Source organism: Pseudovibrio sp. Ad13, assembly GCF_001623225.1.
Taxonomy (GTDB): domain Bacteria; phylum Pseudomonadota; class Alphaproteobacteria; order Rhizobiales; family Stappiaceae; genus Pseudovibrio.
The window spans coordinates 289,198-313,875 of record NZ_LMCC01000034.1; the positions used below are offsets into that span (position 1 = coordinate 289,198).

Below are 24,678 nucleotides of genomic sequence, written 5' to 3' on the forward strand. Positions count from 1 at the left end.
ACCGTGCGCATTTGGGGGCAACTGGATCTATAAGAAACTATGCTTTTTGAACTTCCAGATAACAAAGTGCTTTATCAGGCGCTGATTGATCGAAATCCGGACTTTGATGGTCGGGCCTATGTTGGCGTGCGCTCAACTGGAGTGTTTTGTCGCCTCACCTGCCCTGCCCGCAAGCCAAAGTTTGAGAATTGTTGTTTCTTCGAGACCATTTCCGAATGCTTTGAAGCTGGGTTCCGCCCTTGCAAACGCTGCCATCCGGTGGGCACGTCTGCCGAGAACGATGAAGTGGTGACCCGGTTGCTGTGTGAGTTTGAAGCCAAACCGCACCATAAATGGTCCGAGTCCGATATCGCGAAACTTGGGTTAGATCCTTCCACCGTTCGCCGCGCCTTCAAACGCCAGTTCGGGATTACGTTTCTGGAAATGGCCCGTCTTTCTCGTTTGCGTGATGGATTTGAGACGCTTTCCGACGGTGGCAAGGTGGTTGATGCGCAGTTGGCCTCGGGCTTCTCGTCTGCAGATGCTTTCCGGCAGGCCTTTGCCCGGTTGCTGGGATGTAAACCGGCAGAGCTGAAAGGCGATGGTCTGCTCAAGGCGGATTGGTTTGATACTCCGCTTGGTACAATGATTGGCGTGAGTGATGATCGCGCACTACATCTGCTGGAGTTTGCGGACCGCAAAGCACTGCCTGCAGAACTTGCCCGTTTGCGTAAGCAAGTTAAGGGTGATCTGGGTCTTGGCCGGACTGCACCAACCGACCAGATCGCCTCAGAACTGCGAGAGTTCTTTGAGGGCAAACGACTGGATTTTGACGTGCCGCTGGTTATGCACGGAACCGAGTTTACAAAGGATGTCTGGCGCGAATTGCGCCGTATTCCGATCGGCGCAACCAAAAGCTACAGCCAGCTGGCCAAACAGATTGGGAAACCCAGTTCTACCCGCGCTGTTGCCCGTGCAAATGGAGCAAACCAGATTGCCATTGTCATTCCATGCCATCGTGTTGTTGGGATGGATGGTGGCCTTACCGGATATGGTGGCGGGCTTTGGCGCAAGCAGAAATTGATTGATGTTGAATTGAAAATAGCAAGATCGAAAGGCCTTATTGATGTCTCAGGCTGATAAAGCAAAACAGTTCGCCGCTCTGCATAAAAAAGGTGAGCCTATCGTCCTCTACAACATATGGGATGCGGGCACTGCTCAGGCCGCCACAGAGGCAGGTGCCAAGGCCGTTGCAACGGGAAGTGCATCTGTCGCTGCGGCGCATGGATATGGTGATGGCGAAGAAATTCCGCTTTCCCTAGTCGAAATTATAGCAAGCCGCATTGCGGAAAGCGTGGATGTCCCCTTCTCTCTCGATTTTGAAGGCGCCTATGCAGATAGCCCTGCGGATGTGAAGGAAAATGCAGCTCGAATCATCAAAACGGGTGCTGTTGGCGTCAATTTTGAGGATCAGAAGGTCCACGGCTCCGGCCTTTACTCGGTCGATGAGCAATGTGCGCGGATTGCAGCCTTTCGGGATGCCGCAGATGAAGCAGGCATTCCGTTTTTCATCAATGCGAGAACTGATCTGTTTTTGCAGGAACCAGATGCAAGCAAACATGCTGCCTTGGTTGAAGAAGTTGTGCTGCGTGGACAACGCTATGCCGAAGCTGGCGCCAGCGGGTTCTTCATTCCGGCCTTAACGGATCCTGATCTGATCGCTCAGATTTGTGAGGCGGTGCCACTGCCTGTGAATGCTTACATGATGAAGGGCATGCCTGAAATCGCTAAGCTTGGAACGCTTGGCGTCTCGCGGGTGAGCTTTGGGCCGGGACCTTATCGGGAAGCAATGGTTGATCTGAAGCGGAAAGTTGAAACCATACTTGGTTGATATGAGAGGGGAGCATATGCTCCCCTTCCCTTTTTGTAGGCGCGCTGTCTTATTTGCCTTCTTTGAATTTCTTTCTCATTTTATCGCGCATTTCCTGCTGCATCGCGCTGAACTTTTCCATCTGCTCTGCGCTGAGAACCTGAGCCATCTGCTCATTCATCTTTTCTCTGGACGCTTGCATTGGACCACGAACTTCGCGCAGTTGTGAAAGGGTTGGCTTCTTGCCACGCTCAATGCCAGCATCTTTCAGGATCGCACGGCGCTCTTCCATGGATTGGTTCATGATTTGGCGGACTTTTTCTTTCTGCTCATCCGTCAGCTGCAGCTTTTCAGCCATCATTTCCAAACGTTGACCCTTGCCAGGATCCGCCTGGGCGATGAGAGGTGTTGCAAAGAGGAGAGACAGGGAGAGAGCGATTGCCTTGAACATGGGGGCTCCTTTTTTTTGTAAGTCGATGGCTCATGAAAACAGTGCGTGGACGCAGCGTTAAGTGCAAACCAAATAGTGTAAGAGAACGTCTTCGTTCCGATCCTTGTGACAGGTCGTTACACTTTCACTAACCCATTAAAATTATTGGGAAATATTCTATTCAGATTATCTCGCATTTTCATAAAGATATGCCCGCCTCGGTTAGGAGGCGGGCACCGTTGCCAGCATTGGGATTTAAGGCAACTTTAAAGGTGAAGCTTAGTCAAAAAGATCCTGACGAGCTTCGGTTCTGCGAATGACACGGCGCGCGGTTGCTCTGTCCTGACGGCGGTCCCATGCTTTGGGGGCGACAGCGACCGGGGCGGGGGTGACAACTGTTGTGGTTGGGGCTGGTACAACAACTGCAGCAGGCGCCGCATTCATTCGGCAGATCTGGAGTGGATTGCGTCCGGAGTCATAAATGGCAACGCATCCGGTTAATGAGTTTGTCTGAATAATCGTCTTGGTGCCGTTGCTGTCGTAAAAAGTCAAAGCATCGGCGAAAGCTGCGCCAGAAAGAGTAACGAGAGCGGCGCTTGCGATAGCAATTCTTTTCATTCTGATCTCCGGTGGTTCGGTCGCCAACATGTCTGTTTGGGGTAAAGACACTGTTTGATTGCGTTGAAGGGACTATCGGGGATCAGTAGAATTTGAGCAATTTGAGTTTTGTAATCGGCTGTCGCCTCTCGTGCACTCTGACAAACTCAGTTACAAATTGGGCAGATAACCGCTGCTGGCGGATACACTTTGATGCACACTATGGCAGTTTTCCGCCAGTTTTGGGGAAAAGTAACAGATATACCAAGCGAGGTTGGCGGAGAGTAGAGGACTTGGCAGCTGCCAACAATTGCTGCCAAGTCGGATTTTCATGAAGCGGTTTGGGCCAGTGAACAGTCGAGGATCTCCGTCCCCCCAATGAGGAACTCACTCAGTGTTTCGCGATGCTCTGGTGTCAGCTTCGCCCACTCATCCCGCAGTCGGTCGAGGCACTTCTTCTGGTATTTGAAGATGTCCTGCGTGAAGAAACCTTCCGGCAGATCTGCAGTGAAGGACGCTTCCCCTTTGTCGATGGCTTTGGAGTTCGCTAACAGGAACGGTAGATAAGTATCGCCTGCCATCTTAAGAAGCTCTTTGACTGCCGGAGTAAGCTCGGTGATCCAGTCACCGTCAAAACCGGAGGCGTCATCTATGTGGTCAAGCCAGCGGAAGACGAAAGGGAACTCCTTTTGCAACATGGCAGACGGGGTTGGGTCGTCTTTAAGTTGGTAGAGCTGCCCGAAGAGAGCCACATCTGCCAATGAGGCCATATCGCCAAACAGGAAATGCTGCTTGGACAAAACCGCTTGTTCTAAAATAGAGAGCATACGCTTGGTTGACGCTTCAATGATCGGCGCTGTTTCCGGTGTGCATCCAACCTTTGGCATGCGACTGATCTGACGCGCGCCAAACTGCTGGCCCATTGCCTTGATGGTTTTTTCATCCAGACCAAGACAAGCGTCGTAAAGCAACCAGTTCGGCACGATCTTTCGGTCTTCCTCATAAAACCACCGATAATGGAACATGGCTTTCACAAGCCACTCGTCTGCCATGTCCTCAATCAGGTAACACGCGAACCGTATCAGTGGATCGTCGGGAACAAGCGACCTCCCCTCCCCTTTTGCCTCCAGGTCCAGAAGCAGCGGAGTGGAATCGTTCACCCAGGTCTCATCCGGATATTTGACGACAGGGATGACCGGGATCTTCACATGCTTGGTTGGGCTGTTCGGTCCCATAGGTGCGCAGAGCTTCCATGCGTGTGGAATGCGTTTCGCTCGGAACGCTGCACGCACCTTCATTGAGTATGGTGAGCCCAACGCGCCGTGTATTTCAAAATTCCCCATATTCCCCTCCCCTGACTTGGCAGATTCTGATTTGTCTCAAGTACGCTGCCAAATTTGGTGTTTACATGTCGTTCAAGATCGCTCCATCACCCTGCCACTGGATTTGCTCTCCCCTCTCCATTTGAACCATCATGTTCAAAATGGCGGCTGGATTTTCCATTGGCAAGAAGTGAGTGTGATCGGGAACGTAAATATCTTTTGCATTGGGCATGTTCTCTGCCAGTAGCTCCCAGGTGGGCGATGGTGAGAAATCATGCAAGGGTTCATCCGGTTGCCGACGACGTGCGCGTACAATTGTTGTTGGCACAGTCACAGCATCCAGAAGCGGATAAATGTGGTCTCCGTAACAAGTGCGATAAACCTCGGCTTCAGCATCTGGTGGACAAGCGAGTTGGTATCCTTCGCCCTGCTCTGAAGGGATTAATCCGTGATCGCAGTAATCCTGCAAAATTTCAGGCAACCAGCTGTTGTATGGTTTGCGGGTTTTGAACCGCTCGTACATTTCACTTACATCGGCCCATTGGTTTCGGCGCCGGGCAACCGGATGGTCCTGATCTGCGATTTGTTTGAAGAACGGAAGCAGCGGTTTTGGAAACACGACTGGATCCAACAGAAGAATGTTTTTGTAGAGTTCAGGAAACTTGGCAGCTGCCAAGATAGACAAATGACCTCCACAGGAATGGCCGACACCGAATGCTTGATTGAGCCCGAGTTGCTCGACCACTGCGAATAAATCATCTCCCAGATCAGTCCAGAGTTTCGGTAAGGCAGCATTGTCGCTTTGGCCATGACTGCGCATGTCCCATGCTATGACATGGCGACCGGGAAAATGCTTGATGATGTAATCCCAGACGCGACCATGAAATCCTGTGGCATGGAGAAGCAAAAATGTAGGACCTTCGCCCGCCCATTCATGAAGACAGATCTTATGATCTCCTGCATGGACGAACTTCTGAATGGGGGTATCTGAACGCATGGAATTTCCTCTGCAGCAATGTCAGAAGAAGTGTAGTCATACCGTATGGGAGAACAAGCTCTACCAAAGCAGAATAGTGATTTTATTTCAAAATTCTCGACTTGGCAGCTGCCAAGTTTGGTAGGATTGCCTAGGTCATTGGGAATGCATTTTCGATTGGGAGCTCGACCTCCGGCATATAGCCTTTTACGTCAACACTTAAGGTGGCACCAACTGCGTCCGCGTTTTGGAAGTCTAATGTGGTGACGGTTTCCCATGTCTGGTCATCATCGCGTGCGTCCAAGTCGACTTGCACTGCGTATTGTCCTGCTTGATTTTCTATTATGCGAATGAACTGGTCGGGAAAGTGATAATGTTGATCCCATGATTTATCACTATAATCTTCGAGCAATTTGGATAGATCTATAACGTCTCGGTCTCCGCCTGAAGAGCTGTTCAGTTGGAAGTCTGTGATGTGATCTGCTGCTCCATCGAGTTGCTCAAAGAAGAAGATGTCAGAGCCTTCACCACCTGTTAGTTCGTCTGATCCGGCTCCGGCAGTCAGGTGGTCGTTGCCTTCAAAACCATTGATCACATCATCTTCATCGGTGCTTTTCAGAGTGTCGTCGCCGGCTGTCCCGTCAATCTGGTTCCTCGCATCAGTGGACCCATCATCTGGATCGGGGTGAACTCGAATACTGGTAATGGACGGGTTGGAGTTCCCATCCTCGGAGTGAACAACGACTGAGAGGCTACGCGCCTGCAAGCTTTCAGATGTGGTTGTGAAGGTGATTGAGTTCAACAAATTCTGATAGGTCGAAGCATCAGCTACTCCAGAGAACGTGAGTGTCATAACTCCGCTGCCGTTGTCTTCCAGCTGGCTGGAGACGCCATTGACATCCAAGAAGTTGAGATGATCACCATCCTGCGCATTGAAGAGTTTGAGAGTCAGACCCGAAATTTCATCCTGAACTCCATCGATCTTGGCAGACTTGGCAATTGCCAAGTCGTCATCTCCAAGCTGAAAGGATGCCTCAAAGTGTTGCTGTTCCAGTGGCTCTGGCTGGACTATTGAAACCGTCAGCTCCTCAATTCTCAATGTGTCTGCGGCAGTGAGATCCGCTGGTGCAACCAAACGGATCGTTGTCGCAGATGAGATGTAATCGCTTAGATCAAGGTTGATCGTCTGAGACTGAGTGTGACTGATCAGACTGGAAATCTCGCCAATCTGGTGGACTGACCCATCAGCCAACAGGGCTTCAATGTAGAATGACTTCGCCGGACCGTTCGTTGCGAACTCTACTGTGTATGTGAGTTGGATCGCGGCACTTTGCGCGCCTGTCAGGTCAAACGTTTTGTTGATGCAGGCAAGATTGTCGTCTCCCTCTGAAGATGAACCGGAGCGATCTGAGAGAACAAGTTCGCCAGTATTGGCGTCTATGTAGATATCTGAGGAACCATCACTGGCGGCTTTGGCTTCACCATCATCTCCACTTTCTGCCCAAGGCGTGGATTGAATTTGCCCCATTAGCTCAGAAGAATACGAGGTTTCGTCGAAAGTCCAGCTGACTTGGTAACTGCCAGGTTCTCGGGTGTGAAGGAAAATGGTGGGCGGTGCAGCGGGCGGACTCGTGCCTTCAGTGACTTCAATGCGGAACTGTTGCGCAGCCTCCGCGCCAGAACTATCTTTCGCGACTACAGTAATCTCATAGATGTTGTCACCGTCCAGATCCATGGGCGCTTCGAAGGATACAGCTTCTTTCCAGCTTACCTGGCCGGTCTGTTCGTCGATGTTGAAACGGGCCTTGTCAGACCCTTCGAGAAAAAAATGGAGAGGGTCTCCATCAGCATCTGAAGCATTCGCCGTGAACACAGTATCGGGACCATCATCCTCGACACTCATGTGAAGCGGCGTATCCTGGCCGACGCCGGAAAAGATCGGTGTGTCGTTTTCCGGTGATAGCTCTATAGAGACGGTGACGGTATCACTGCGCTCTCCATCCGCATCCTCAATGTAGTAACTGAAGCTGTCCGAGCCATTGGCGTTGGGGTGACCCGTGTAACTAAATGTGATGTCCGGGTTTTGCGAGAGGTGGCCCTTGGCAGGTGCCAAGACGATGCGAACAGTGAAGCCTTCACTGCTGAGAGTATCATTGCCTAACAGATCCAACACAAGCGGTGTATCTTCCGTACCAGAAAACTGATCAGGGGACGCCAATGACTTTCCATCCGAGATGCTGAAGGTGACGTCCAGAGGGATCGTGTCTCCGTCACCGTCGGAAGCTACTGCTGAAAACGATAGTGAAACCTCGCTTGCAGATGTGTGGTCAATCGGTGTGAAGAACTCGACTTCGTAGTTTCCTGATCCGGTTGGATCCAGTTTGATCGTGAAAACGAGCGTGCCATCCTGCGTCTTCGCGCTGAGTTGATTGCCCGTACCTGCAATGGAGTAATAGACCTGAGCACCGTTGACAGTGAAGGGAGCAAGACTGCCGCTCATGCTGGAGGAGAAGGTGAGCATCGTTGCAGACTGTGTGTCGGCGCCCCAATGAACGTTCAAATCACCACTTTGAACGATCGAGGCTTCATCGTTCATACGCGCTTCGAAGAGAGCATTTTCTGAAAGGCTAAGTGCTTCAGGCGCGGAACTGAGGACGGGCGTGCTGTCTGCAATCGTGATTTGCAGCTGACCATTAACGGTGTCCCCATCTGCATCACTTGCAACATAATGCAGTTGAAACTGCTCAATGCCTTGAGCGTGGTTCAACGGCGCATGCTGTTCGACAGAATACGCGCCACTGCTGGAGTTCAGCGTCGCGGTGAAAATTGCCGTCGTATTTTGGAAAAGCGTCAGTTTCTCGCCAGTCAAATCCCAACTGAAGCCAGAAGGGAGAGCGGACTGTGTCCATGAAACCTGCCCTCCATCTACACCAGTTGAGATGGGGAGTACACCGGTTAAGGCATGAGTATCCTCAGCAAGTGCATGTCCTGGCGCAGGTGAAGCGATTGCGTCGTCACTTAAACTGAGGTGGACCGGTTCCCCGACTTCCGGATTGTCGTCTTTGATCGACACCTGAAAGTGACCCGCTGCTGTATCGCCATCTCCATCCGTAATCACATAGGGAAGACTGATTGTTTGCTGGTCTACGCCATTTTGGTGTTGCAAGGGATTGTGCTGTTGAACGGCATAAGCGCCTTTGCTCTCTGTAATCTGAGCGGTGAGAATGAGCGTATCGCCTTGCAGAACGCTGAGCTGTTGCCCCTCAATAATGTAGATCAGCCCCTCGGGATCATCGGGTAATTGCCAGCTGATCGTGGCAGTGTCTGCTCCTGCTGAATGAGGCAGGTATTCAGAGGAATAGCTCAGCTCGGTTTGGGTACTCAATTGGCTTTCGTCAAAGCTGATCTGATTGAGCGGAAATGCTTTTGGTGCATCATCCAGTGAAGAGACCAGAAGCTTGCCTTCTGTCGTCTGGCCTTGCGTGTTGGTTGCGCTGAAGCTGAGATTGAAGACGGCTTCCGCATCAGCTTCATGATTGATGGCGCTGTGTTGCGTGACGCTATAGCTACCTGTTGCTGAGTTGAGCGTGACTGACAAAACAACTTTGTTGCCTTGCAAGATCAGGAGTGTTTGCCCCTCCTGATGAAAGCTGAACCCTTCCACCGGAGATACTGTGTTCCAGGATAAGACGACAGGACCTTGCGAAGCATTGATCGGCAGGTCTCCTGAGGCTGTGGCTTCAGCGGGATTGCCTTCTGACCCTCCTGGAAGTCCGACTTCTGAAACTGTAGCCGTCAGTTTCCATTCGGCCGGCATCGGATCATCTTCAACGCGGATGTCCAGATGAGAAACAAGAGTGTCTCCATCTGCATCTTTTGCAATGAAACGGAAGCTCATTAAGAGATCCAGCGCACTGCCCGTGTGATCCAACGGTGCAAACTGCTCATAGCTGTAGGTGCCGTTTGGTGTATTTGGGTCCAGCGTGACCTTTAAAACAAGTGTTCCATCACCTTTCAAACCCTTCAATATGTGTTGGCCTTGCGGTCCAAACTCAGATTGAAAAAGAACCCGCGCACCGCCACAGGTAATATCGAGCGGATCACCTGAGCGGCCGAGTGGGCGTCCGGCTGCATCAAGTGTAAAGAGCAGTGCGCGGGAGTTGGTTCCATCCACGCCGAAATCAAGAGCGAGGCTATCGCTGACTGAAATATTGGTGGATGTGCGAAAGGATGCTTCCTGAACAGAATGGACAGGAAGTTCACTTGCCCGGGTAACTGTGCTGTTTGGTTGAACGTATAGATCAGAGACAGATAACCGTGGAACAACGATGTTCTCTGATTGTGTGTTAAGAGCGCTTACAAGTGGAACAGCCTGAAAGCTATCCTGCGTGTTTTCAGAAAGCTGATCAGGCTGCGTAAGACTGTTCAGCTTTTCAAGCGCTGGTTCGTGGTGAACTGGCTGCAAACTTGTTTTGGATATGGGCTGCCAATTGGTTTCTTCTGAGGACTTGTCAGCATCCTCCGTTTCTTTCTGGGCAGGGGAGGGGAGGTCAACTTGAAAGCTGCCAAGTCTTGGTGCCGTCTCGACTTCAACGGCCTTCAGAAACTGGCTCTGTGTTGTGAGCGGACCAGATGGCATCAAAATGAAGAATTCATTGGCAGGTCCACCAAAGAACTGTTCGATGACAACAATCTGCCCATTCCCATCCAAAATATGAAGCTCGTCTCCATCACGGATGAGTTTTGCTGTACCGATGGTTTTGGAGAGGTCAACAAGCTGGCCCTGCTCCCGCACCATCAGGATTGGTGTTCGGGAGTGCGCGAGCGGCTCGGCAAGCAGGATTGGTGGTGGTGCAGACTGAGAAGGCGCAGTCGCGGGCGTTGCGGTCAGGTTCGTCATGGCTGCGTCTCCTCTTTCTTCCGGTGTACTCTGTGCTTATTTGACGTGCTGGCGTGCCAGATACTTCCTGCGGGCGAGCGTCTTCTTTTCAAGCAGCCGGGGGGAAAGCCCCAGATGCAGCAGTATGTCTGACTGTCTGGTTCTCGCCTGAAAATGCAGGCGTACGAGGTCAGCTTCAGAGACCGCCAGCTTCAGGTCTGCTTTTTGCAGATCATTGAGGGCACTCAGAAACTTCGCAAACAATGCCGGATCAACCAGATTGGCCGCGCGGGCCTGATGATAAGCACGTGCTCTCCGAGCCGCGTGAAATTGCAGCTGTTTGTGCTGGTCAACGGCGCGCTGAAAACGCTTCTCAGTTCTGCGATTATCTCTGGTGAGCGTGGACCCGCTGAAGAGAGACGGACCGAGGGAGGACTGCAGATTTGATGCTCCTTCTCCAGTCAGCTCAACGTACTTTGCATGCGCAGTAATGAGTTGGCTTTTCGCTGAAATGCTCAATTTATTCAGTGTGTTAAGGGAGCGCTCGGATACTTTCTCAACAAGCTCGATAGCCTCAGGAGCATGGACGCCTTCAGTATCTGTTAGCGTTGCGACAAATGCCTTCAACTCACTCTCAGATTTGCTGTAAATCTCAAGAGTTCGGGTGTTCAGCTGAAGCGCCAGATAGGCCTCAAGAACACTCAGGCACAGTTCGTTCTTCTCTTGCTCTGATGCCTTGATCCAACTCCTGCCAGTTTCAGTTGAGGTGAAGAGGAAGCTATCTTCTACTGCGTCGCGAAGCGTGGTTGCGCCGCTGGATGTGACCATGAAGGACGCAACAATCATGCTGGCAAATTGGTAAAACCAACCTTGTTTGAAACACCAATTTTGCCACTGTTTCATGACGCCCCCTCAAGGCGCCCAATCCACCCTCCGGCAGCACCTCTCCTCTTAAGAATTCATTAACATGTGCACCTAGGGAACCTGAATTGGTTGAAAGTGACAATTCCGAAATCAGGGTAGAGAGATGATGTAGATTAAAATATGGGGGTGTTGTTTTTGAGGGGGCACCTTCTACAAGGCAAAGGATCTTGTTCATACGTCGCCGTGGGGGAGGGGGTATTCGTTCATGCTGAGACGAGGCAAGAAAAAAGAGGCCCGGTGGCCTCTTGATGCATTTTGGGAAGCGGTATGCGCGTTGGTCAGCAGCAAAACCATCCTGAGCAAAGCGCAGGCCTACTCAGCATGGTTCTGGTTCGATAACCCTATGCAAACTTGCGGCGGGCATCTGCTGCAAGGCCAAGGCCAACGGCGCCAAAGACGTTGCCCTCAACCACAGACGCGTTTGGCATCAAGGACTTGAAGTGTTCGCGCAGCATCGGGATGCGGGTTGTGCCGCCGGTGAGGAACATGCTGTTGATCTGATCTGCGGTTACGCCAGCCTTGTTCAACGCTTCCTGAATGGTGGCTTCGATTTTGCCAACGGATGGGCCAATGGCGGCATGGAAATCAGCGTTGGTTGCATCAACCAGAACGTCTTCTTCTTCCAGCTCAATCTTCAGGCTCGCAATCTCTGCAGAGGACAGGTCGATCTTGGTCTGCTCCACGCGGGTGGCCAGCATGTGGCCGTCTTTTGCGCGGATCACTTCGCGCAGACGTTCCACCAGATCAGGCTGCGCTGCTTCGCGGCGCACTTCCCCCAATTCCCGCAGGATATTAGGCGAGTAAAGCTGGTTGATGAACTGCCAGGTTGCCAGATCAAAATAGTATTTTGAGGGCAGGGCGCGTTTGCCATCTTTGGTCAGCGTTTTATAGCCCAGATGCGGCATAACCTGCGCAAGTGAGAGCAACCGGTCAAAGTCGGTTCCGCCGATATGAATACCGGTATTGGCGAGGATATCACTGGTGCGATCTGCTGCGTTTTTGCGCTCTGGTGAAACGCGAATGACGGAAAAGTCTGCGGTACCGCCGCCAATATCCAGTACCAGAATAAGCTCTTCGCGCGTTACTGTTTGCTCATAAGCCAGCGCCGCTGCAATCGGCTCATACTGAAAGGCAATGTGCTCAAACCCTTCCTGACGGGCGATCCCTTCCAGCGTTTTTTCCGCAGCACGGTCAGCAGTTTCATTGCCATCGATGAAATGCACCGGACGCCCCAGAACCACGCTGGAAACGTTCTCCTGCATGTGCGTATCCAGCTTGCGTTTCAGCTGGCGCAGGTAAAGCGCGATAATATCTCTGAAAGCCATACGGCCGCCCATGACAGCCGTTTTTTCCTGAATGAGGGAGGTGCCCAAAACGCTTTTAAGCGCCTGCATAAGGCGGCCCTCATCGCCCCTGATGTACTCTTCCTTGGCCTTGCGTCCATAAACGATCTGCTCGTCTTCAAAATTGAAAAAGATGGCAGAAGGCATTTCGCTGTGGCCGTCTTCAAGCATCACAAGCTCAGGGCTTGCGCCGGAAAAGATGCCCACGGTTGAGTTGGAGGTTCCAAAATCAATGCCTGCGAATGCGCTGTTCATTTTTTAGACCTCTCATCATGCCTCAAGTCAGGCAAAGGTGGACGGCTGCCAGGCAATTGGCGGCACCAATGGGTTTTCAGGTTCGGGATACCTCCCTAGGCATTTGGGAGGGCGAGCTTGATACACGCTGCTTTACGGGATTGCCAGTGAATTTTGACGGGACTTGGATATCTTTGTGGGTGAAAATCAAAACCCGTTTAAAAACATCAGATTGTAGAAACACCCAAAGAATACAGGGGCGTGTTTTCAGAATTGCGACAACAACCAATCTGCTTCTAGGTTCATGCTCTGTTTCCCTCAAATTTTTGAGCGTGCCATGGCCTTGCAGAAAACCGCTTTGATAACAGGTGTTACCGGACAGGACGGAGCGTATCTAAGCCGCTTTTTGCTGGATAAGGGGTATGTGGTACACGGTGTTAAGCGCCGCTCCTCCAGCTTCAACACGGGTAGGATTGAGGGGATCTATCAGGATCCTCATGAGGAGGATGCCTGTTTCGTCTTGCATTATGGCGATCTGACGGATGCCACCAACCTCATCCGTATCATGCAGGAGGTGCAGCCCGATGAGGTTTATAACCTCGGTGCGCAATCTCATGTGAAGGTGAGTTTTGAAACGCCGGAGTACACTGCAAACAGTGATGCGCTGGGTGTTTTGCGGTTGCTGGAGGCGATCCGTATCCTCGGATTAGAGCAGAAAACGCGGTTTTATCAGGCCTCGACCTCAGAGCTTTTCGGTTTGGTGCAGGAAGTGCCGCAAAAAGAGACGACGCCGTTTTATCCGCGCTCCCCTTATGCGGCGGCCAAGCTTTACGCCTATTGGATTGCGGTCAACTACCGGGAAGCCTACGGAATTCATGCAAGCAATGGCATCTTGTTTAATCATGAGAGCCCGCTGCGCGGTGAAACCTTTGTAACGCGGAAGATCACTCGCGCCGCAGCAGCGATCAGTCTGGGGCAGCAGGACAAGCTGTATCTGGGCAATATTGAGGCTACCCGGGATTGGGGGCATGCGCGCGACTTTGTTGAAGGCATGTGGGCCATGCTGCAGCAGGATGAGCCGGATGATTATGTGCTGGCAACAGGCATAACGACTTCAGTGCGCAAGTTTGCAGAACTGGCGTTTTCAAAATGCGGCATCACACTGGAATGGCAGGGCAGCGGCATTGATGAGAAGGGGGGTTGTTCTTCAAGTGGTCGTATTCTTGTTGAGATCGACCCACGCTATTTCCGCCCCTCAGAAGTGAATGAGCTGCTTGGTGATGCGAGTAAAGCCAAGGAAAACCTTGGTTGGCAGGCAAAAACTACCCTCGAAACACTGATTGAGGAGATGGTGCAGGCAGACTTGCTGGAAGTGAGAGACAGCAAGGTGCTTGAAGATGCCTGAGCCGCAAGCCACTGACTTTGATCTGACTGGAAAAACGGTTTTCGTAGCCGGGCATAAGGGCATGGTTGGTCGTGCCCTCATGAAGCGGCTGGCACGGGAAAACTGCACTCTTCTGACTGCGGATCGGACACAAGTAGACCTTACCATGCAGGCAGAAACCCTTGCATTTTTGCAGGAGGCGAAGCCAGAGGTCGTGATTGTTGCTGCCGCCAAAGTGGGAGGCATTTGGGCAAACAATGAGTACCCCGCCGAGTTTCTTTATGAAAACTTGGCCATCGAGACCAACCTCATTCGCGGAGCCTTCGCAGCTGGCGTTCAAAAACTGCTGTTTCTGGGGTCATCGTGTATTTATCCCAAACACGCCCCACAGCCGATAGAGGAGGGGGCTTTGCTCTCCGGTCCTCTGGAACCCACCAATGAATGGTATGCCATCGCCAAGATTGCAGGCATCAAATTATGTCAGGCCTTCAGGCGGCAATACGACTGTGATTTCATTTCTGCCATGCCCACCAACTTGTATGGACCCGGCGATAACTTCGATCTGACAAGCAGCCACGTGTTGCCCGCTCTTATGCGCAAGGTGCACGAGGCGAAAGTGAACGGAGCTGAATCCTTTGAGATCTGGGGCACAGGTGCGCCGCGCAGAGAGTTTCTGCACTGTGATGATTGCGCGGATGCCCTGGTGCATCTGCTGAAGACTTACTCCGCAGAAGAGCACATCAATGTTGGCTTTGGTGCAGACATTTCAATTCTAGAACTTGCGCAACGCATCTCCAAAATATTGGGCTATCAAGGCGCCATTACGCAGGACACCTCCAAACCAGATGGAACTGCGAGAAAACTGATGAGCTCGGCTCGCCTGCAACAGTTGGGGTGGGTGCCATCCATCTCGCTGGATAAGGGAGTTCGTCATACCTATCAGTGGTTCCTGGAAAACCGGGTGCAGGAAGAGCTGGTTTAACGCAGCCCTCTTGAAAATACTTGGACACTCGCAAATGTCACAGTGAAATTAAGAGCAGTTTCAGTCATGTTATCCAGCTGAGATTGGGCGTTGGAGCGGATGTTGATCTCTGCATCCTTCAGCCCCGAAACCAAAGGGATAGCACCATGATTGAACGCATGCACACCAAGCAGCGTATGAGCAAGATCGTTAAACACAACGGCACAGTTTATCTTTGTGGCCAAGTTGGCGTGCGCGGTGAAAGCATCAAAGAACAGACTGCAGAATGTCTGCACCGTGTTGATGAACTGCTTGTTGAAGCGGGCTCCAGCCGCGAGCAGATTCTGCAAGCTATCGTCTGGCTTTCTGACATGCGTGACTTTGCTGAAATGAACGAAGTTTGGGATGCATGGATGCCAGAAGGGCATGCGCCTGCACGCGCGTGCGGTGAAGCCCGCCTTGCTTCTCAGGAACTGCTCGTGGAAGTCATCGTAACAGCGGCTTACGACTAAAACGCGCAGGCGGTTGGAGCTGACGACTGGGGGATACATTCAACCAAACGGTGCAGCTCCAAACACCCGACTACACTTCTCATGATTGGAAATGAGCAAGAGGCGCGCCGGATTGCTTAATCGGCGAGTGAACCACTGTTTTTCCTGCATTGAAGTGGGCTGCTGATAGCCAAAACTTATTCCCCTTTCCAATTTCTCCCGTACTCTGAATTTATGCCTACGTAACGGGCAGCTGGCGGACCGTCCGTCAGTTTGTCGTAGGCTGGGTGGGGCTACTGGAAGAAGTAACGTATCTTTCAGTGGTCCGGTGGAACCGATTTTCAAACGTGACCGCATGGTTTGAGAGGAAGGGCCCAAGTCTGAAGGGCATCACGCGGTGGCACGAACCAGTCAGAGTGGTTGCGTGTCAGGGATGAAGGAACTGTTTTAGTAAGGAAACTTGCTGGATTAAGCCATTGTCCTTCCAGGAAACTGGCTATCGTGTCTTTCAGGATAAGAGGCGATGTTGTCCATACCAAAAAGACCGGGCAAGGCGACAGCCAATGCCGAAGAAACTAACTTCAACAAGTAGCGCAGGTGTTGCCTGCTCGCCTTGCTCCTCCCGTCTTTCGGGAATTTAAGCGCCAACACTGCCGGCATAGCCGTGCGGTGCTATTCGTGTTTGTAACGGTCACAACGCGTTGAATATGTGCTCCGGCATCTTGCGCTGCACATCCACTTTGCAGGCAAACCCCATATGCGCCAGCACATCCCGCTTGGGCTTTATGCCAGGCGCAACTTCAGTCAGCACCAGCCCGTTAGGCCCCAGCTGGAAGACGGCGCGCTCGGTCACATAAAGCACTTCCTGCCCATTGGTTTTGGCATTTAAGGCATTGAAGGTGATGTGGTCTGTTTGCTCCACAAACTTTGTGTGGGTGCCATTGCGTGTCACCTTGAGCTTGTCTTTGCGGTACTCAACCTGTGAGTCAACACCCGTCAGTAAACCGCAAAACACGAGCTTTCTGGCGTTTTGTGAAATGTCGATGAAGCTGCCCGGCCCAACGATTTTACCATTCACTTTGGACAGGTTCACATTCCCATGCCGGTCCACTTCGCTCATGCCCAGAAAGGCAATATCCAGCCCGCCGCCGCTATAAAAATCAAACTGATCCAGTGAAGAAAGCAGCGCTTCGGATCCCAAAGCAGCGCCATAAAGAGAATCTCCCAGGAACTGGCCGTTGTGATGCCCGTGTTCGCAAGAAAGCCAGATCCTTTCCGCCAGCTGCTTGCGCTGTTCAGCAAAGCGAATGCCAGCAGGAACGCCAAAGCCGATATTCACGGCTGCGTTTTCAATCAACTCCTCCGCAGCCCGGCGAGCAATCACCTTGCGGGCAATCTCGCTGGGTTCGTTTTGAACTCTTGTATGAGAGGGTTTGATATCCCCGCTGAGAGCAGGGCTGTACGGTGTGTCATAAGCAATGGTCTGGCCGGGGGCCTCGACAATTGCATCCAGAAAAACACCGGGAACGGTAACAGAACGGGCTGGCAGACTTCCGGTCTGCACCACGTTTCTAACCTGCGCAAAACAATGGCCACCACTGTTATGCGCAGCGGTCGCCAAACTGAGACAATCAAGTGTGACGGCTTCTTCATCAAGGCTGAGATTGCCTTTCATGTCCGCCGCAGACCCGCAAATCAAAGCAAGATCGATCTTGAACGGGCGGTATCGGAGGTATTCCTGACCATGCAGGTGAAGCAGTTCCACAAGCTCATGCTTGGAAGACTTGCTGCATTTACCGCCGCCATGTCTGGGATCAACAAATGTCCCCAGTCCGGTGCGGGTGAAGAGACCGGGACGACCCGCACCAATTTCGCGGATCAACTGCTGAATAACACCAGCCGGAAGGCAATAAGCTTCCAGCTTGTCTTGAGAGATCAGTTTTTGGAGGGAAGGAGTGAGAACGAAGTGAGAGGTGATAATGCCGCGCAGCATTCCCTTATGAGCAAACCGGTTCAGCCCCCGTTTGTCACCATCTCCGATGGAGAGCGAGTTGATGATGAATAGGTTTTTGGGTTGCCCTGTTGAAAGAAACCGCTGCTCAATGGCCTCCAGCAAAGCTTCCGGCGTTGCAAGGCCCCGCCCACAACCGCCAATGACGATGGTGTCGCCATCTTCCACAAAGGCCGCAATTTCACGTGCACTGCAGATCTGCATCCTGCTGGTTCCCGGAGTTCGTGTCCGTTTTGTCTTTGAGCCAATTATCCCTCAAACCCTGAAAAGTCCGGTTAAGGCGCATGCAGATGAAATAAAGATCTTTAGAAGCAATGCTTTAAGCATATGTGGCAAGAAAGATGCTTTTCAAACCATTATAATTTGTTATGTAAGTGGCTCAAATTTACAAAAAAGACTGGCTTAAAGTTGACTGTGTTTCAGGAAGATCAAGTGTTTCAGGTGGGAGAATTCATTCGTGGGGGCGGATTCCGCGACACCTATGAATGTGCGTCTGATCCAACGAAGCTCCTGAAGTTTGACCGGTACGAGGCTGGTGAGCGCAAAGTCAAAAGCCGCGGATTTTTGAAAGATCTGTTTCGGTCAGTGCGTGCGAAACTAGGTTACAAGAAGCAACGTTTAAGCGGCAATCAGGATGAGTTGCTTGGGTGGCAGCACATTCAAGACGTTGGGCTTGCTGGGCACCCCTCCTTTACGCATGTATTTGGAATGGTCGATACCAACCAAGGCCCAGCCTTGATGATCGAGAAGATTGATAACTTTGTTGACCATGAGATTCGCAGCGTTCGTGATTATTTGAAACATCATGATCGTATCCAGGACAGCGAGCTTATTCGCGCGTTGATTGACTACTTTAAGATCTTACGTTCACACCACGTATCCTGTTTTGCTGATAGGCCTGAGAATATGGGTATTGTTGTCGATCAGGATGGCAAGAAATACATCAAGTGTTTCGACGTAAAAACCTACTTAGACCATCAATTTTTGCCGATTAACCAGATCGAATATTTTAAGAAAAGAAGAATAGAAAGACGTTTAGATCGCCACTTCGATAATCTGAGCGGAAAACAAGCAAATGGCGGACGTAAAATATAGGCCAAGCTGAGTGGCTTGTTTTGCTAAACTGGCCTCTGATTGAGAAAAGCCCGCCTCATTTCTCACCTACGGTTCGTTTGCTTTCTGCATTTTGGCCAATTTTCTTCACCTATGCGCGCCTTGTATCTGGGTTGGCTTCGGTTAAGCTGACAAGATTGCAAATTTGGTGAGCGCGATATTTTGTGCGCTGATTATTCTGGTGTTATCAATCAATTGAAATTGAGGCGGGCTTCGTGGCGCAGAGTGAGGCAGTAAATACTTCCGTGTTGGCATTGTTTAAGCTGAGCGCGTTTCGTCGATTTTTTGGTGTTCTTGTTCCGGCAGCATTTGCAGACTGGATCGACTTTATCGCGATCATGGTGCTTGTCAGCTACAGTTGGGACATGGGAGCAACTGAAGTTGCCAGTGTCATTATGGCTGCGACCTTGCCCCGTGTGATCTTCGGCCTGCCTGCTGGTGTTCTGGTTGACCGGATTGGGGCTGGGCCTGTGCTGATAGCCGGTTTGATCATCCGAGCCGGGTTGATGGTTGGTATGTTCTTTTTTGCCACCAGTCTTTCGCTTCTTATTGCTTTTGTGTTTTTGAAAGCGACAGTATCCGCCGCTTTTATGCCTGCACAGCAACTGGCGTTGAAGAAGATCGTGCCGTCAAACATGCTGACTCAGGCGGTCAGCGTGGACCATTTCGTCATTCAATCTACCAAGATTTTTGCACCGGTTTTGGGGGGCGCTTTGCTCGCCGTGTGGAGCCCACATAATGTCTTTCTACTTGGTGGCGCCAGCTTTGCCGTAGCCTCTCTGATTTGCCTAAGCTTGTTAGGAGTGCTGAAAAAAGACGCTAAAGATGCCTCTGAGGAAAGCACCGAGAAAAGCAGTGTGGTGAATGATGCCAAGGTCGGACTGGCTTATCTTTGGAGAACACCGCGTCTCCTCTTAGGCATGGCGCTCATTTGCCTCTTTATATTCAGCGTGTTTCTTTACGAGGCTGTGCTGCTGTTGCTCATTAAAGAAACCGGACAACCAGAAGCCGCCGCGGGGCCAATTCTGGGTGCTATTGGCGTTGGTGGGCTTGTTGGAACTTATCTGACGGCCAAGATCGGTGATCGTATCAACTTGCACCTGCTGATGGTGATTGGTTCATTCTTCGGGGGCGCTCTTACCATAGTCGTGGGCTGGGTTCCGTTTAGTTCAGTGCCGTTTGGGATGCAGGAACAGATGGTACTCTGGTTCGTTGCCGGCGCCTTCACCAGCTTTATCACAGTTCCGTTTGGGGCAATCGTTGTTAAACAGACGCCTGAACATCTGTTGGGTCGTATCACTTCAGTTGGGGAGATGCTGCAATCGAGTCTCATGCTGATTGCGATCCCGATTGGGGCCTTTCTGGCCGAGCAATGGTTTGTCTCCATGCCCTTCTTTGCGGGCGGTGCTATTATGTGTGGTGGAGCGGTGATTGGACTATTTGCCGTGCTTAACCTTGGCAAAGTGCCTGATGCGGAACCGGTGATTTCAGAGGAAGTTGTCTAAGCGTTCCATCAAACCGTTACGACTTTAATTGCGCTCGACCTTGCTTGTTGGCTGAGGCATTCTCGCTGCATTGCTCAAATTAGCCACCTGCGCTGAGCAATGAGGGGGAATGAAATGACAGGCTTTGTATTTAACACGGCAGCGAGCGTTGTATGTGAGCCGGGCGCGGTTCAAAAGCTGGATGAGCTTACACTGAAGACCATTGGTAAGCGCGTTTATCTGGTGAGCGATAAAGGACTGATGACAGCAGGTCTTGTTGATCCTGTGATCGCTCAACTGGTGGCTGCTGGAATAGACGTTACCCTGTTTGATGATGTTGTTGCCGACCCGCCAGAAGCCATCGTCTTGCAAGCTGCAGATTTAGCCAAAGCGGCTGATGTGGATGGTGTCATCGGGCTGGGCGGTGGGTCCTCACTGGATGTCGCTAAACTTGTTGCGTTGCTTGTTGGGGGAGGCGAGCAGCTTACTGACATCTACGGTGTTGGAATGGTGAAGGGGAAAAGGTTGCCGCTGATCCTTATCCCGACAACCGCTGGCACAGGGTCAGAAGTAACGCCAATCTCCATCATCACGACGGGTGAGGCTGAGAAGAAGGGCGTTGTGTCTCCGTCCTTGTTGCCGGACGTGGCGCTGCTGGATGCGGATCTCACGGTTGGCCTGCCTCCGCATGTCACGGCTGCAACTGGCATTGATGCGATGGTGCATGCAATTGAGGCCTACACGTCGACATCTGCAAACAATAACCCGGTGTCTAAAGTGTTGGCGCAGGAAGCCTTGCGTTTGCTGGGTGCGAACATCGAAAAAGCCGTGAACACGCCGCAGGATAAAGAGGCACGTTCCAATATGTTGCTCGGCTCCATGTTGGCAGGGCAGGCGTTTGCCAACTCTCCGGTGGCGGCTGTGCATGCGCTGGCTTATCCGATTGGCGGCATCTTCCATGTGCCTCATGGAGTTTCCAATGCGCTAGTTCTGCCGCATGTGATGCGGTTCAACCTGCCAACCTGTGCGCAGGCCTATGCTGAGCTTGCTCCTCTGGTGTTTCCGGAACTTTCAGAAATTCCGGCGGATAATCGAGGCGGCGTATTTGCAGACCGGTTGGCGGAGCTTTCCAAAGTTCTGGGCGTTGAAGCAACGCTTCGCGAAGTGGGTATTGGTGAGCAGGACGTCGTGAAGCTGGCCAGTGAGGCGATGAAGCAAACGCGGTTGCTGGTGAATAATCCACGTGAGGTGGATGAAGACAGCGCCTTGAAGATTTACCAGCAGGCTCTTTGAGAACGGATTGAAGCGGAGACATAGACTATGAGCAAACCCAAAAAGCCGGCTGCGCATACCCGTGCACATTACGCGTTCTTCAGTGATGTCCAAACCCGTTGGGAAGACAACGATGTATATGGGCACATCAATAATGCGGTCTACTACAGTTATTTTGATAGTGCTGTGAACGCCTACCTCATCGAAAACGATGCCCTCAACATACATGAGGGGGATGAGATCGGGTTGGTTGTGGAATCTGGTTGCCAATACTTCTCTGAGATCGCCTACCCGGAAAAGATCGATATTGGGCTGCGTGTCGGGCACCTGGGCAACAGCTCCGTGCGATACGAACTGGCCTTGTTTGCGCAAGATGCTGAGAGAGCAGCCGCACAAGGTTTTTTTACGCATGTGTACGTAGATCGTGCGACACGCAGGCCGCAAACGCTCTCCGGCAATCTGCGTACTGCACTTGAGGGGCTTCTACTACAGGTTGCTGATTCTTGATTGTTAAAAATGTAATGATTAATTGCACTTATAATAAATAGATGACGAACGCATAAAACGATAAAACTTTCAGAAATTACTCAATTAATGCCTTAAATACCCACGGGTTAACCACTGGTTGAGATTTACAAGCTTAGGATGCCGCCAAGTCATGGGCAATGACTTCTATTCGGGAGAAATCGGGTCATGAGGCGGGTCCTCCAGCTATTTACGAATTTGCAGCTGTCGATGAAAATCGGTGGTGGCTTCATTATTGTACTCTTGCTTTCCGCTGCAGCTGGTGGGATCGGAATCTTTTCTATCTCTCAGCTCACCAAGCAAACAGAGATGACAAATGCAACCATGCGTTTAATGCAGGGCCTGCATGATACGACATCAGCGCGCGAAACTTATTTGCGCAGCTTGAGCAAGTATGATGCAACCGCTGCGGCTGATGAGCTGAATCTGTTGGGCGCAGATCTGGAAGCTCTTCATGAGCAGGTTGTTGCAGATGGCAAAGATGGTACCGCCTTTGAAGAGACCCACGAAAATGTGCGGGCTCTGAAAGGTTTGTTCAGTCGTGTTCGTATGTCGACTGATATTCAGGAATCTCAGGTTGCCAAGATGATGTCTGCTGTTGCCAATCTTCAGATGATTGGCAAAAAGGTTCAGGCTGACATCTCAAAGATTGCGGCCTCGGCAACAGAGCAGGACAAGTTGGCCAAAGAGCAGCTGAAAGAAGCTGACAAAGCAGGCCGTCTTGTTGCGACTATTCAGAGCCAGGCCCTGAACATGCGCTACTTCTTCGTGAAGGCGACAACAAGCTCTGAAGAAGGCGCTCTGCGCAAAACATTGCTCAGCGCTGCAAAAGCGCGCCGTGAGATCAAGAAACTGCAAAAAATCCAGCTGTCACATCTGGATGCCAAGGTTCTTCAAAGTCTGGCAGGTGTCTCAGATACGCTGGTTGATAAACTGAAAGCCCTGCGCGATTCTACGGATTTCTCCGAGATGTATTCGCTGCGTCAGGACATCACTGCAAGTATTGATGTGCTCGGCGAAACGGCTCAGCTGGTCATCGGCTTTACCTATCGCTCTATTGATGATGCGAACAGGAAGCAGGCTGAAGCGGTTGATCGTAAGCAGCAGGTTGATGCCGCTCTGGCCTCTGTCTCCAACATCACACGCCAGACACTGGCCGTGAGTTCGTCTTCTCTTTCCTTCCTGCGTGCAGGTTCTGGTGTGAAGTCTGAGGAAGTCTCCAAGGAGATTGATCAGCTTGGCGCAGCAGGCCGCGAGTTTAAAGCGGGTGTGAAAGACATTGAAGGGGGCGTGAAGGCGTCTAAAGATGCCATCAAAGAAATCGCTGCGATCCGCTCTGGTTTCGGCTCAATGGCAAATGGCAAGAAAGAACTTGCCAGTCTTGTTACAAAGCTCACTGAGCAATCTGAAACTGTTCAGGGTCAGATCATCGACATTGCAGCCTCTGAGGCTGAAAATGCGAGCGCGGCTGGTGACCTTGCAACCAATCTGATTGCGACAACTGTTGCTGTTGGTCTTGTACTTGGTGCGTTGATTGCACTGGGCCTGTCTCTTGCCATCACTCGTCCGACCAAGCGTCTGACCGGCATCATGGAGCGTCTGGCAAATGGCGATACTGATGTTGAGATCGCCGGCGCAAAGCGTAAAGACGAAATTGGTGACATGAGCCGCACGGTTCAGGTCTTCCGTGATAACGCTTTGGAACGTGCACGTTTGCGCGAAGAGCAGGCACATGTTGCTGAAAAGGACGCTGAAAAGCAGCGCGAAATTGAGCAGCTGATCACTGACTTCAGAAATACAGCCGCAAACTTGCTGACCTCTGTGAATGACAGCATGGGTGAGATGGGTGAGACAGCCAGCGTGATGGCAGATCTTGCTCGCGGTACCTCTGATCAGACAGAGCGGGCAGCGGCCTCTTCCACTGATGCTGCGAACAACGTGCAGATGGTTTCTGCTGCCGCAGAAGAGCTGAGCAGCTCCATTGAGGAAATTGCACGTCAGGTGAGCGCGACAACCTCCGTTGTTGCCAAAGCAACTGAGAGTGCGCACGTTTCCAACGACCGCATCAATGAGCTGGCCGATGCCACAGTCAAGATTGGTGAGGTTGTCGGGCTGATTCAGGCAATTGCCGAGCAGACCAACTTGCTGGCTTTGAATGCGACCATCGAAGCGGCGCGGGCTGGAGAAGCTGGTAAGGGATTTGCAGTCGTCGCGGCTGAGGTGAAAGAACTTGCCAACCAGACGTCCAAGGCCACAGAGGAAATTAGTTCCCAGATCTCCGCGATTCAGAACTCCACGACAGATGCTGTATCCTCCATCGAGGGCATCTCGCATACAATGGATGAGGTTACCGCATTTACCTCTGCAATTGCGACGGCTGTTGAGCAGCAGGGGGCTGCGACAACTGAGATTAGCCGCAACGTGCAGGAAGCTGCTGTGGGAACATCCAGCGTAAACGAGAATATGACGTTGGTCTCTGATGCAGTGAGTGAAACCAATACCGCGTCCTCACGTGTGCTGACAGCCTCTACAGAGGTGACTGAAAGTACGCGTGCGCTCGGCAGAGAAGTTGATGACTTCCTGACTGCGGTTGCGAAAGTCGGCTAACACACTCAAAATTCTGAAAATTGGAAGGCAGCTTAGATATTCTAAGCTGCCTTTTATTTTGTCCTGATTAAACAAAATGATTTCATTTATATATTTCCGGGAGGAATAGCATTTTAGAGTTGTAATAGTTCGAATTTATAGAATTACACGTAAGTATTTTGTCTTTGTCGTGCCGCAAAGATAAATACAAAACGCTGATATATATGTATAGAATAACATATGCATGCTGAATATACTAGGGAATGACTTGGTGAATTAATAATAATCGTTTTTTAT

General features: G+C 51.4%; 18 protein-coding genes. 10 read left to right on the forward strand and 8 right to left on the reverse strand.

What is annotated here, in order from left to right; translation table 11 throughout:
- Positions 1-39: 39 nt before the first annotated feature.
- Together PsAD13_RS26625 and PsAD13_RS26630 are read left to right on the forward strand one after the other, a co-directional pair.
- Positions 40-1,119, forward strand: coding sequence for a trifunctional transcriptional activator/DNA repair protein Ada/methylated-DNA--[protein]-cysteine S-methyltransferase (locus PsAD13_RS26625; RefSeq protein WP_063320015.1), 1,080 nt, complete (start codon positions 40-42; stop codon positions 1,117-1,119).
- Complete coding sequence (locus tag PsAD13_RS26630) at positions 1,106-1,870, forward strand: isocitrate lyase/phosphoenolpyruvate mutase family protein (RefSeq protein ID WP_063320016.1); 765 nt, start codon at positions 1,106-1,108, stop codon at positions 1,868-1,870. The genes PsAD13_RS26625 and PsAD13_RS26630 overlap by 14 nt, the downstream gene beginning before the upstream one ends.
- 49 nt (positions 1,871-1,919) lie before the next feature.
- Here the strand turns inward: PsAD13_RS26630 and PsAD13_RS26635 are convergent, their stop codons facing one another.
- The 7 genes from PsAD13_RS26635 to PsAD13_RS26665 all read right to left on the reverse strand — a co-directional run bounded on the left by PsAD13_RS26635 (position 1,920) and on the right by PsAD13_RS26665 (position 12,575).
- Entirely contained in the window at positions 1,920-2,300 is a 381-nt protein-coding gene (locus PsAD13_RS26635; RefSeq protein ID WP_063320017.1) for a hypothetical protein, read from the reverse strand.
- Between the two features lie 258 nt (positions 2,301-2,558).
- Positions 2,559-2,897: a hypothetical protein gene (locus PsAD13_RS26640; RefSeq protein ID WP_057462935.1), complete on the reverse strand. Its 339-nt coding sequence runs from the start codon at positions 2,895-2,897 to the stop codon at positions 2,559-2,561.
- A 308-nt stretch (positions 2,898-3,205) separates the two neighbouring features.
- Positions 3,206-4,219, reverse strand: a complete 1,014-nt coding sequence (locus PsAD13_RS26645) for a glutathione S-transferase family protein (RefSeq protein ID WP_063320018.1) — start codon at positions 4,217-4,219, stop codon at positions 3,206-3,208.
- Positions 4,220-4,280: 61 nt separating this feature from the next.
- Positions 4,281-5,195 carry an alpha/beta hydrolase gene (locus tag PsAD13_RS26650; protein WP_063320019.1) on the reverse strand — a complete coding sequence of 305 codons (915 nt, stop codon included), beginning with the start codon at positions 5,193-5,195 and terminating at the stop codon, positions 4,281-4,283.
- A gap of 130 nt (positions 5,196-5,325) precedes the next feature.
- The gene (locus PsAD13_RS26655; protein ID WP_063320020.1) at positions 5,326-10,074 is read right to left on the reverse strand and encodes an Ig-like domain-containing protein; all 4,749 of its coding nucleotides are present in this window, start codon (positions 10,072-10,074) and stop codon (positions 5,326-5,328) included.
- Between the two features lie 36 nt (positions 10,075-10,110).
- On the reverse strand, positions 10,111-10,956 hold the full coding sequence (locus PsAD13_RS26660) for a hypothetical protein (protein WP_063320021.1): 846 nt from the start codon (positions 10,954-10,956) through the stop codon (positions 10,111-10,113).
- Between the two features lie 362 nt (positions 10,957-11,318).
- Entirely contained in the window at positions 11,319-12,575 is a 1,257-nt protein-coding gene (locus PsAD13_RS26665; protein WP_063299840.1) for an Hsp70 family protein, read from the reverse strand.
- A 322-nt stretch (positions 12,576-12,897) separates the two neighbouring features.
- Here PsAD13_RS26665 and gmd point away from each other — a divergent pair, with 322 nt between their 5' ends.
- The 3 genes from gmd (at position 12,898) to PsAD13_RS26680 (ending at position 15,411) form a co-directional block, all read left to right on the forward strand.
- Positions 12,898-13,959, forward strand: a complete 1,062-nt coding sequence (gene gmd / locus PsAD13_RS26670) for a GDP-mannose 4,6-dehydratase (RefSeq protein WP_208986974.1) — start codon at positions 12,898-12,900, stop codon at positions 13,957-13,959.
- Entirely contained in the window at positions 13,952-14,920 is a 969-nt protein-coding gene (locus PsAD13_RS26675) for a GDP-L-fucose synthase (RefSeq protein ID WP_063320022.1), read from the forward strand. The genes gmd and PsAD13_RS26675 overlap by 8 nt, the downstream gene beginning before the upstream one ends.
- A 146-nt stretch (positions 14,921-15,066) precedes the next feature.
- A complete protein-coding gene (locus tag PsAD13_RS26680) occupies positions 15,067-15,411 on the forward strand; it encodes a RidA family protein (RefSeq protein WP_063302983.1) in 345 nt (114 codons plus the stop codon).
- Positions 15,412-16,081: 670 nt separating this feature from the next.
- On the opposite strand, the gene PsAD13_RS26685 is transcribed toward PsAD13_RS26680, so the two are convergent.
- On the reverse strand, positions 16,082-17,605 hold the full coding sequence (locus PsAD13_RS26685; RefSeq protein ID WP_063320023.1) for a CoA-transferase: 1,524 nt from the start codon (positions 17,603-17,605) through the stop codon (positions 16,082-16,084).
- Positions 17,606-17,815: 210 nt separating this feature from the next.
- Here PsAD13_RS26685 and PsAD13_RS26690 point away from each other — a divergent pair, with 210 nt between their 5' ends.
- From PsAD13_RS26690 to PsAD13_RS26710, 5 genes are all read left to right on the forward strand, one after another.
- Positions 17,816-18,496 (forward strand): YrbL family protein, encoded by a 681-nt coding sequence (locus PsAD13_RS26690; protein WP_063320085.1) that lies wholly within the window; start codon positions 17,816-17,818, stop codon positions 18,494-18,496.
- A gap of 233 nt (positions 18,497-18,729) precedes the next feature.
- Positions 18,730-20,019 carry an MFS transporter gene (locus PsAD13_RS26695; RefSeq protein WP_063320024.1) on the forward strand — a complete coding sequence of 430 codons (1,290 nt, stop codon included), beginning with the start codon at positions 18,730-18,732 and terminating at the stop codon, positions 20,017-20,019.
- A 114-nt stretch (positions 20,020-20,133) separates the two neighbouring features.
- Positions 20,134-21,291, forward strand: coding sequence for an iron-containing alcohol dehydrogenase (locus PsAD13_RS26700; RefSeq protein WP_063320025.1), 1,158 nt, complete (start codon positions 20,134-20,136; stop codon positions 21,289-21,291).
- A 27-nt stretch (positions 21,292-21,318) separates the two neighbouring features.
- Positions 21,319-21,777 carry a thioesterase family protein gene (locus PsAD13_RS26705; RefSeq protein WP_063287660.1) on the forward strand — a complete coding sequence of 153 codons (459 nt, stop codon included), beginning with the start codon at positions 21,319-21,321 and terminating at the stop codon, positions 21,775-21,777.
- A gap of 228 nt (positions 21,778-22,005) precedes the next feature.
- Positions 22,006-24,402, forward strand: a complete 2,397-nt coding sequence (locus PsAD13_RS26710; RefSeq protein ID WP_208980592.1) for a HAMP domain-containing methyl-accepting chemotaxis protein — start codon at positions 22,006-22,008, stop codon at positions 24,400-24,402.
- Positions 24,403-24,678 lie beyond the last annotated feature (276 nt).

Excerpts from the sequence above, each read along its gene's own strand:
- PsAD13_RS26625 (WP_063320015.1), top strand. The coding sequence starts at position 40 with ATGCTTTTTGAACTTCCAGATAACAAAGTGCTTTATCAGGCGCTGATT.
- PsAD13_RS26630 (WP_063320016.1), top strand. The coding sequence starts at position 1,106 with ATGTCTCAGGCTGATAAAGCAAAACAGTTCGCCGCTCTGCATAAAAAA.
- PsAD13_RS26635 (WP_063320017.1), bottom strand. The coding sequence starts at position 2,300 with ATGTTCAAGGCAATCGCTCTCTCCCTGTCTCTCCTCTTTGCAACACCT.
- PsAD13_RS26640 (WP_057462935.1), bottom strand. The coding sequence starts at position 2,897 with ATGAAAAGAATTGCTATCGCAAGCGCCGCTCTCGTTACTCTTTCTGGC.
- PsAD13_RS26645 (WP_063320018.1), bottom strand. The coding sequence starts at position 4,219 with ATGGGGAATTTTGAAATACACGGCGCGTTGGGCTCACCATACTCAATG.
- PsAD13_RS26650 (WP_063320019.1), bottom strand. The coding sequence starts at position 5,195 with ATGCGTTCAGATACCCCCATTCAGAAGTTCGTCCATGCAGGAGATCAT.
- PsAD13_RS26655 (WP_063320020.1), bottom strand. The coding sequence starts at position 10,074 with ATGACGAACCTGACCGCAACGCCCGCGACTGCGCCTTCTCAGTCTGCA.
- PsAD13_RS26660 (WP_063320021.1), bottom strand. The coding sequence starts at position 10,956 with ATGAAACAGTGGCAAAATTGGTGTTTCAAACAAGGTTGGTTTTACCAA.
- PsAD13_RS26665 (WP_063299840.1), bottom strand. The coding sequence starts at position 12,575 with ATGAACAGCGCATTCGCAGGCATTGATTTTGGAACCTCCAACTCAACC.
- PsAD13_RS26675 (WP_063320022.1), top strand. The coding sequence starts at position 13,952 with ATGCCTGAGCCGCAAGCCACTGACTTTGATCTGACTGGAAAAACGGTT.
- PsAD13_RS26680 (WP_063302983.1), top strand. The coding sequence starts at position 15,067 with ATGATTGAACGCATGCACACCAAGCAGCGTATGAGCAAGATCGTTAAA.
- PsAD13_RS26685 (WP_063320023.1), bottom strand. The coding sequence starts at position 17,605 with ATGCAGATCTGCAGTGCACGTGAAATTGCGGCCTTTGTGGAAGATGGC.
- PsAD13_RS26700 (WP_063320025.1), top strand. The coding sequence starts at position 20,134 with ATGACAGGCTTTGTATTTAACACGGCAGCGAGCGTTGTATGTGAGCCG.
- PsAD13_RS26705 (WP_063287660.1), top strand. The coding sequence starts at position 21,319 with ATGAGCAAACCCAAAAAGCCGGCTGCGCATACCCGTGCACATTACGCG.
- PsAD13_RS26710 (WP_208980592.1), top strand. The coding sequence starts at position 22,006 with ATGAAAATCGGTGGTGGCTTCATTATTGTACTCTTGCTTTCCGCTGCA.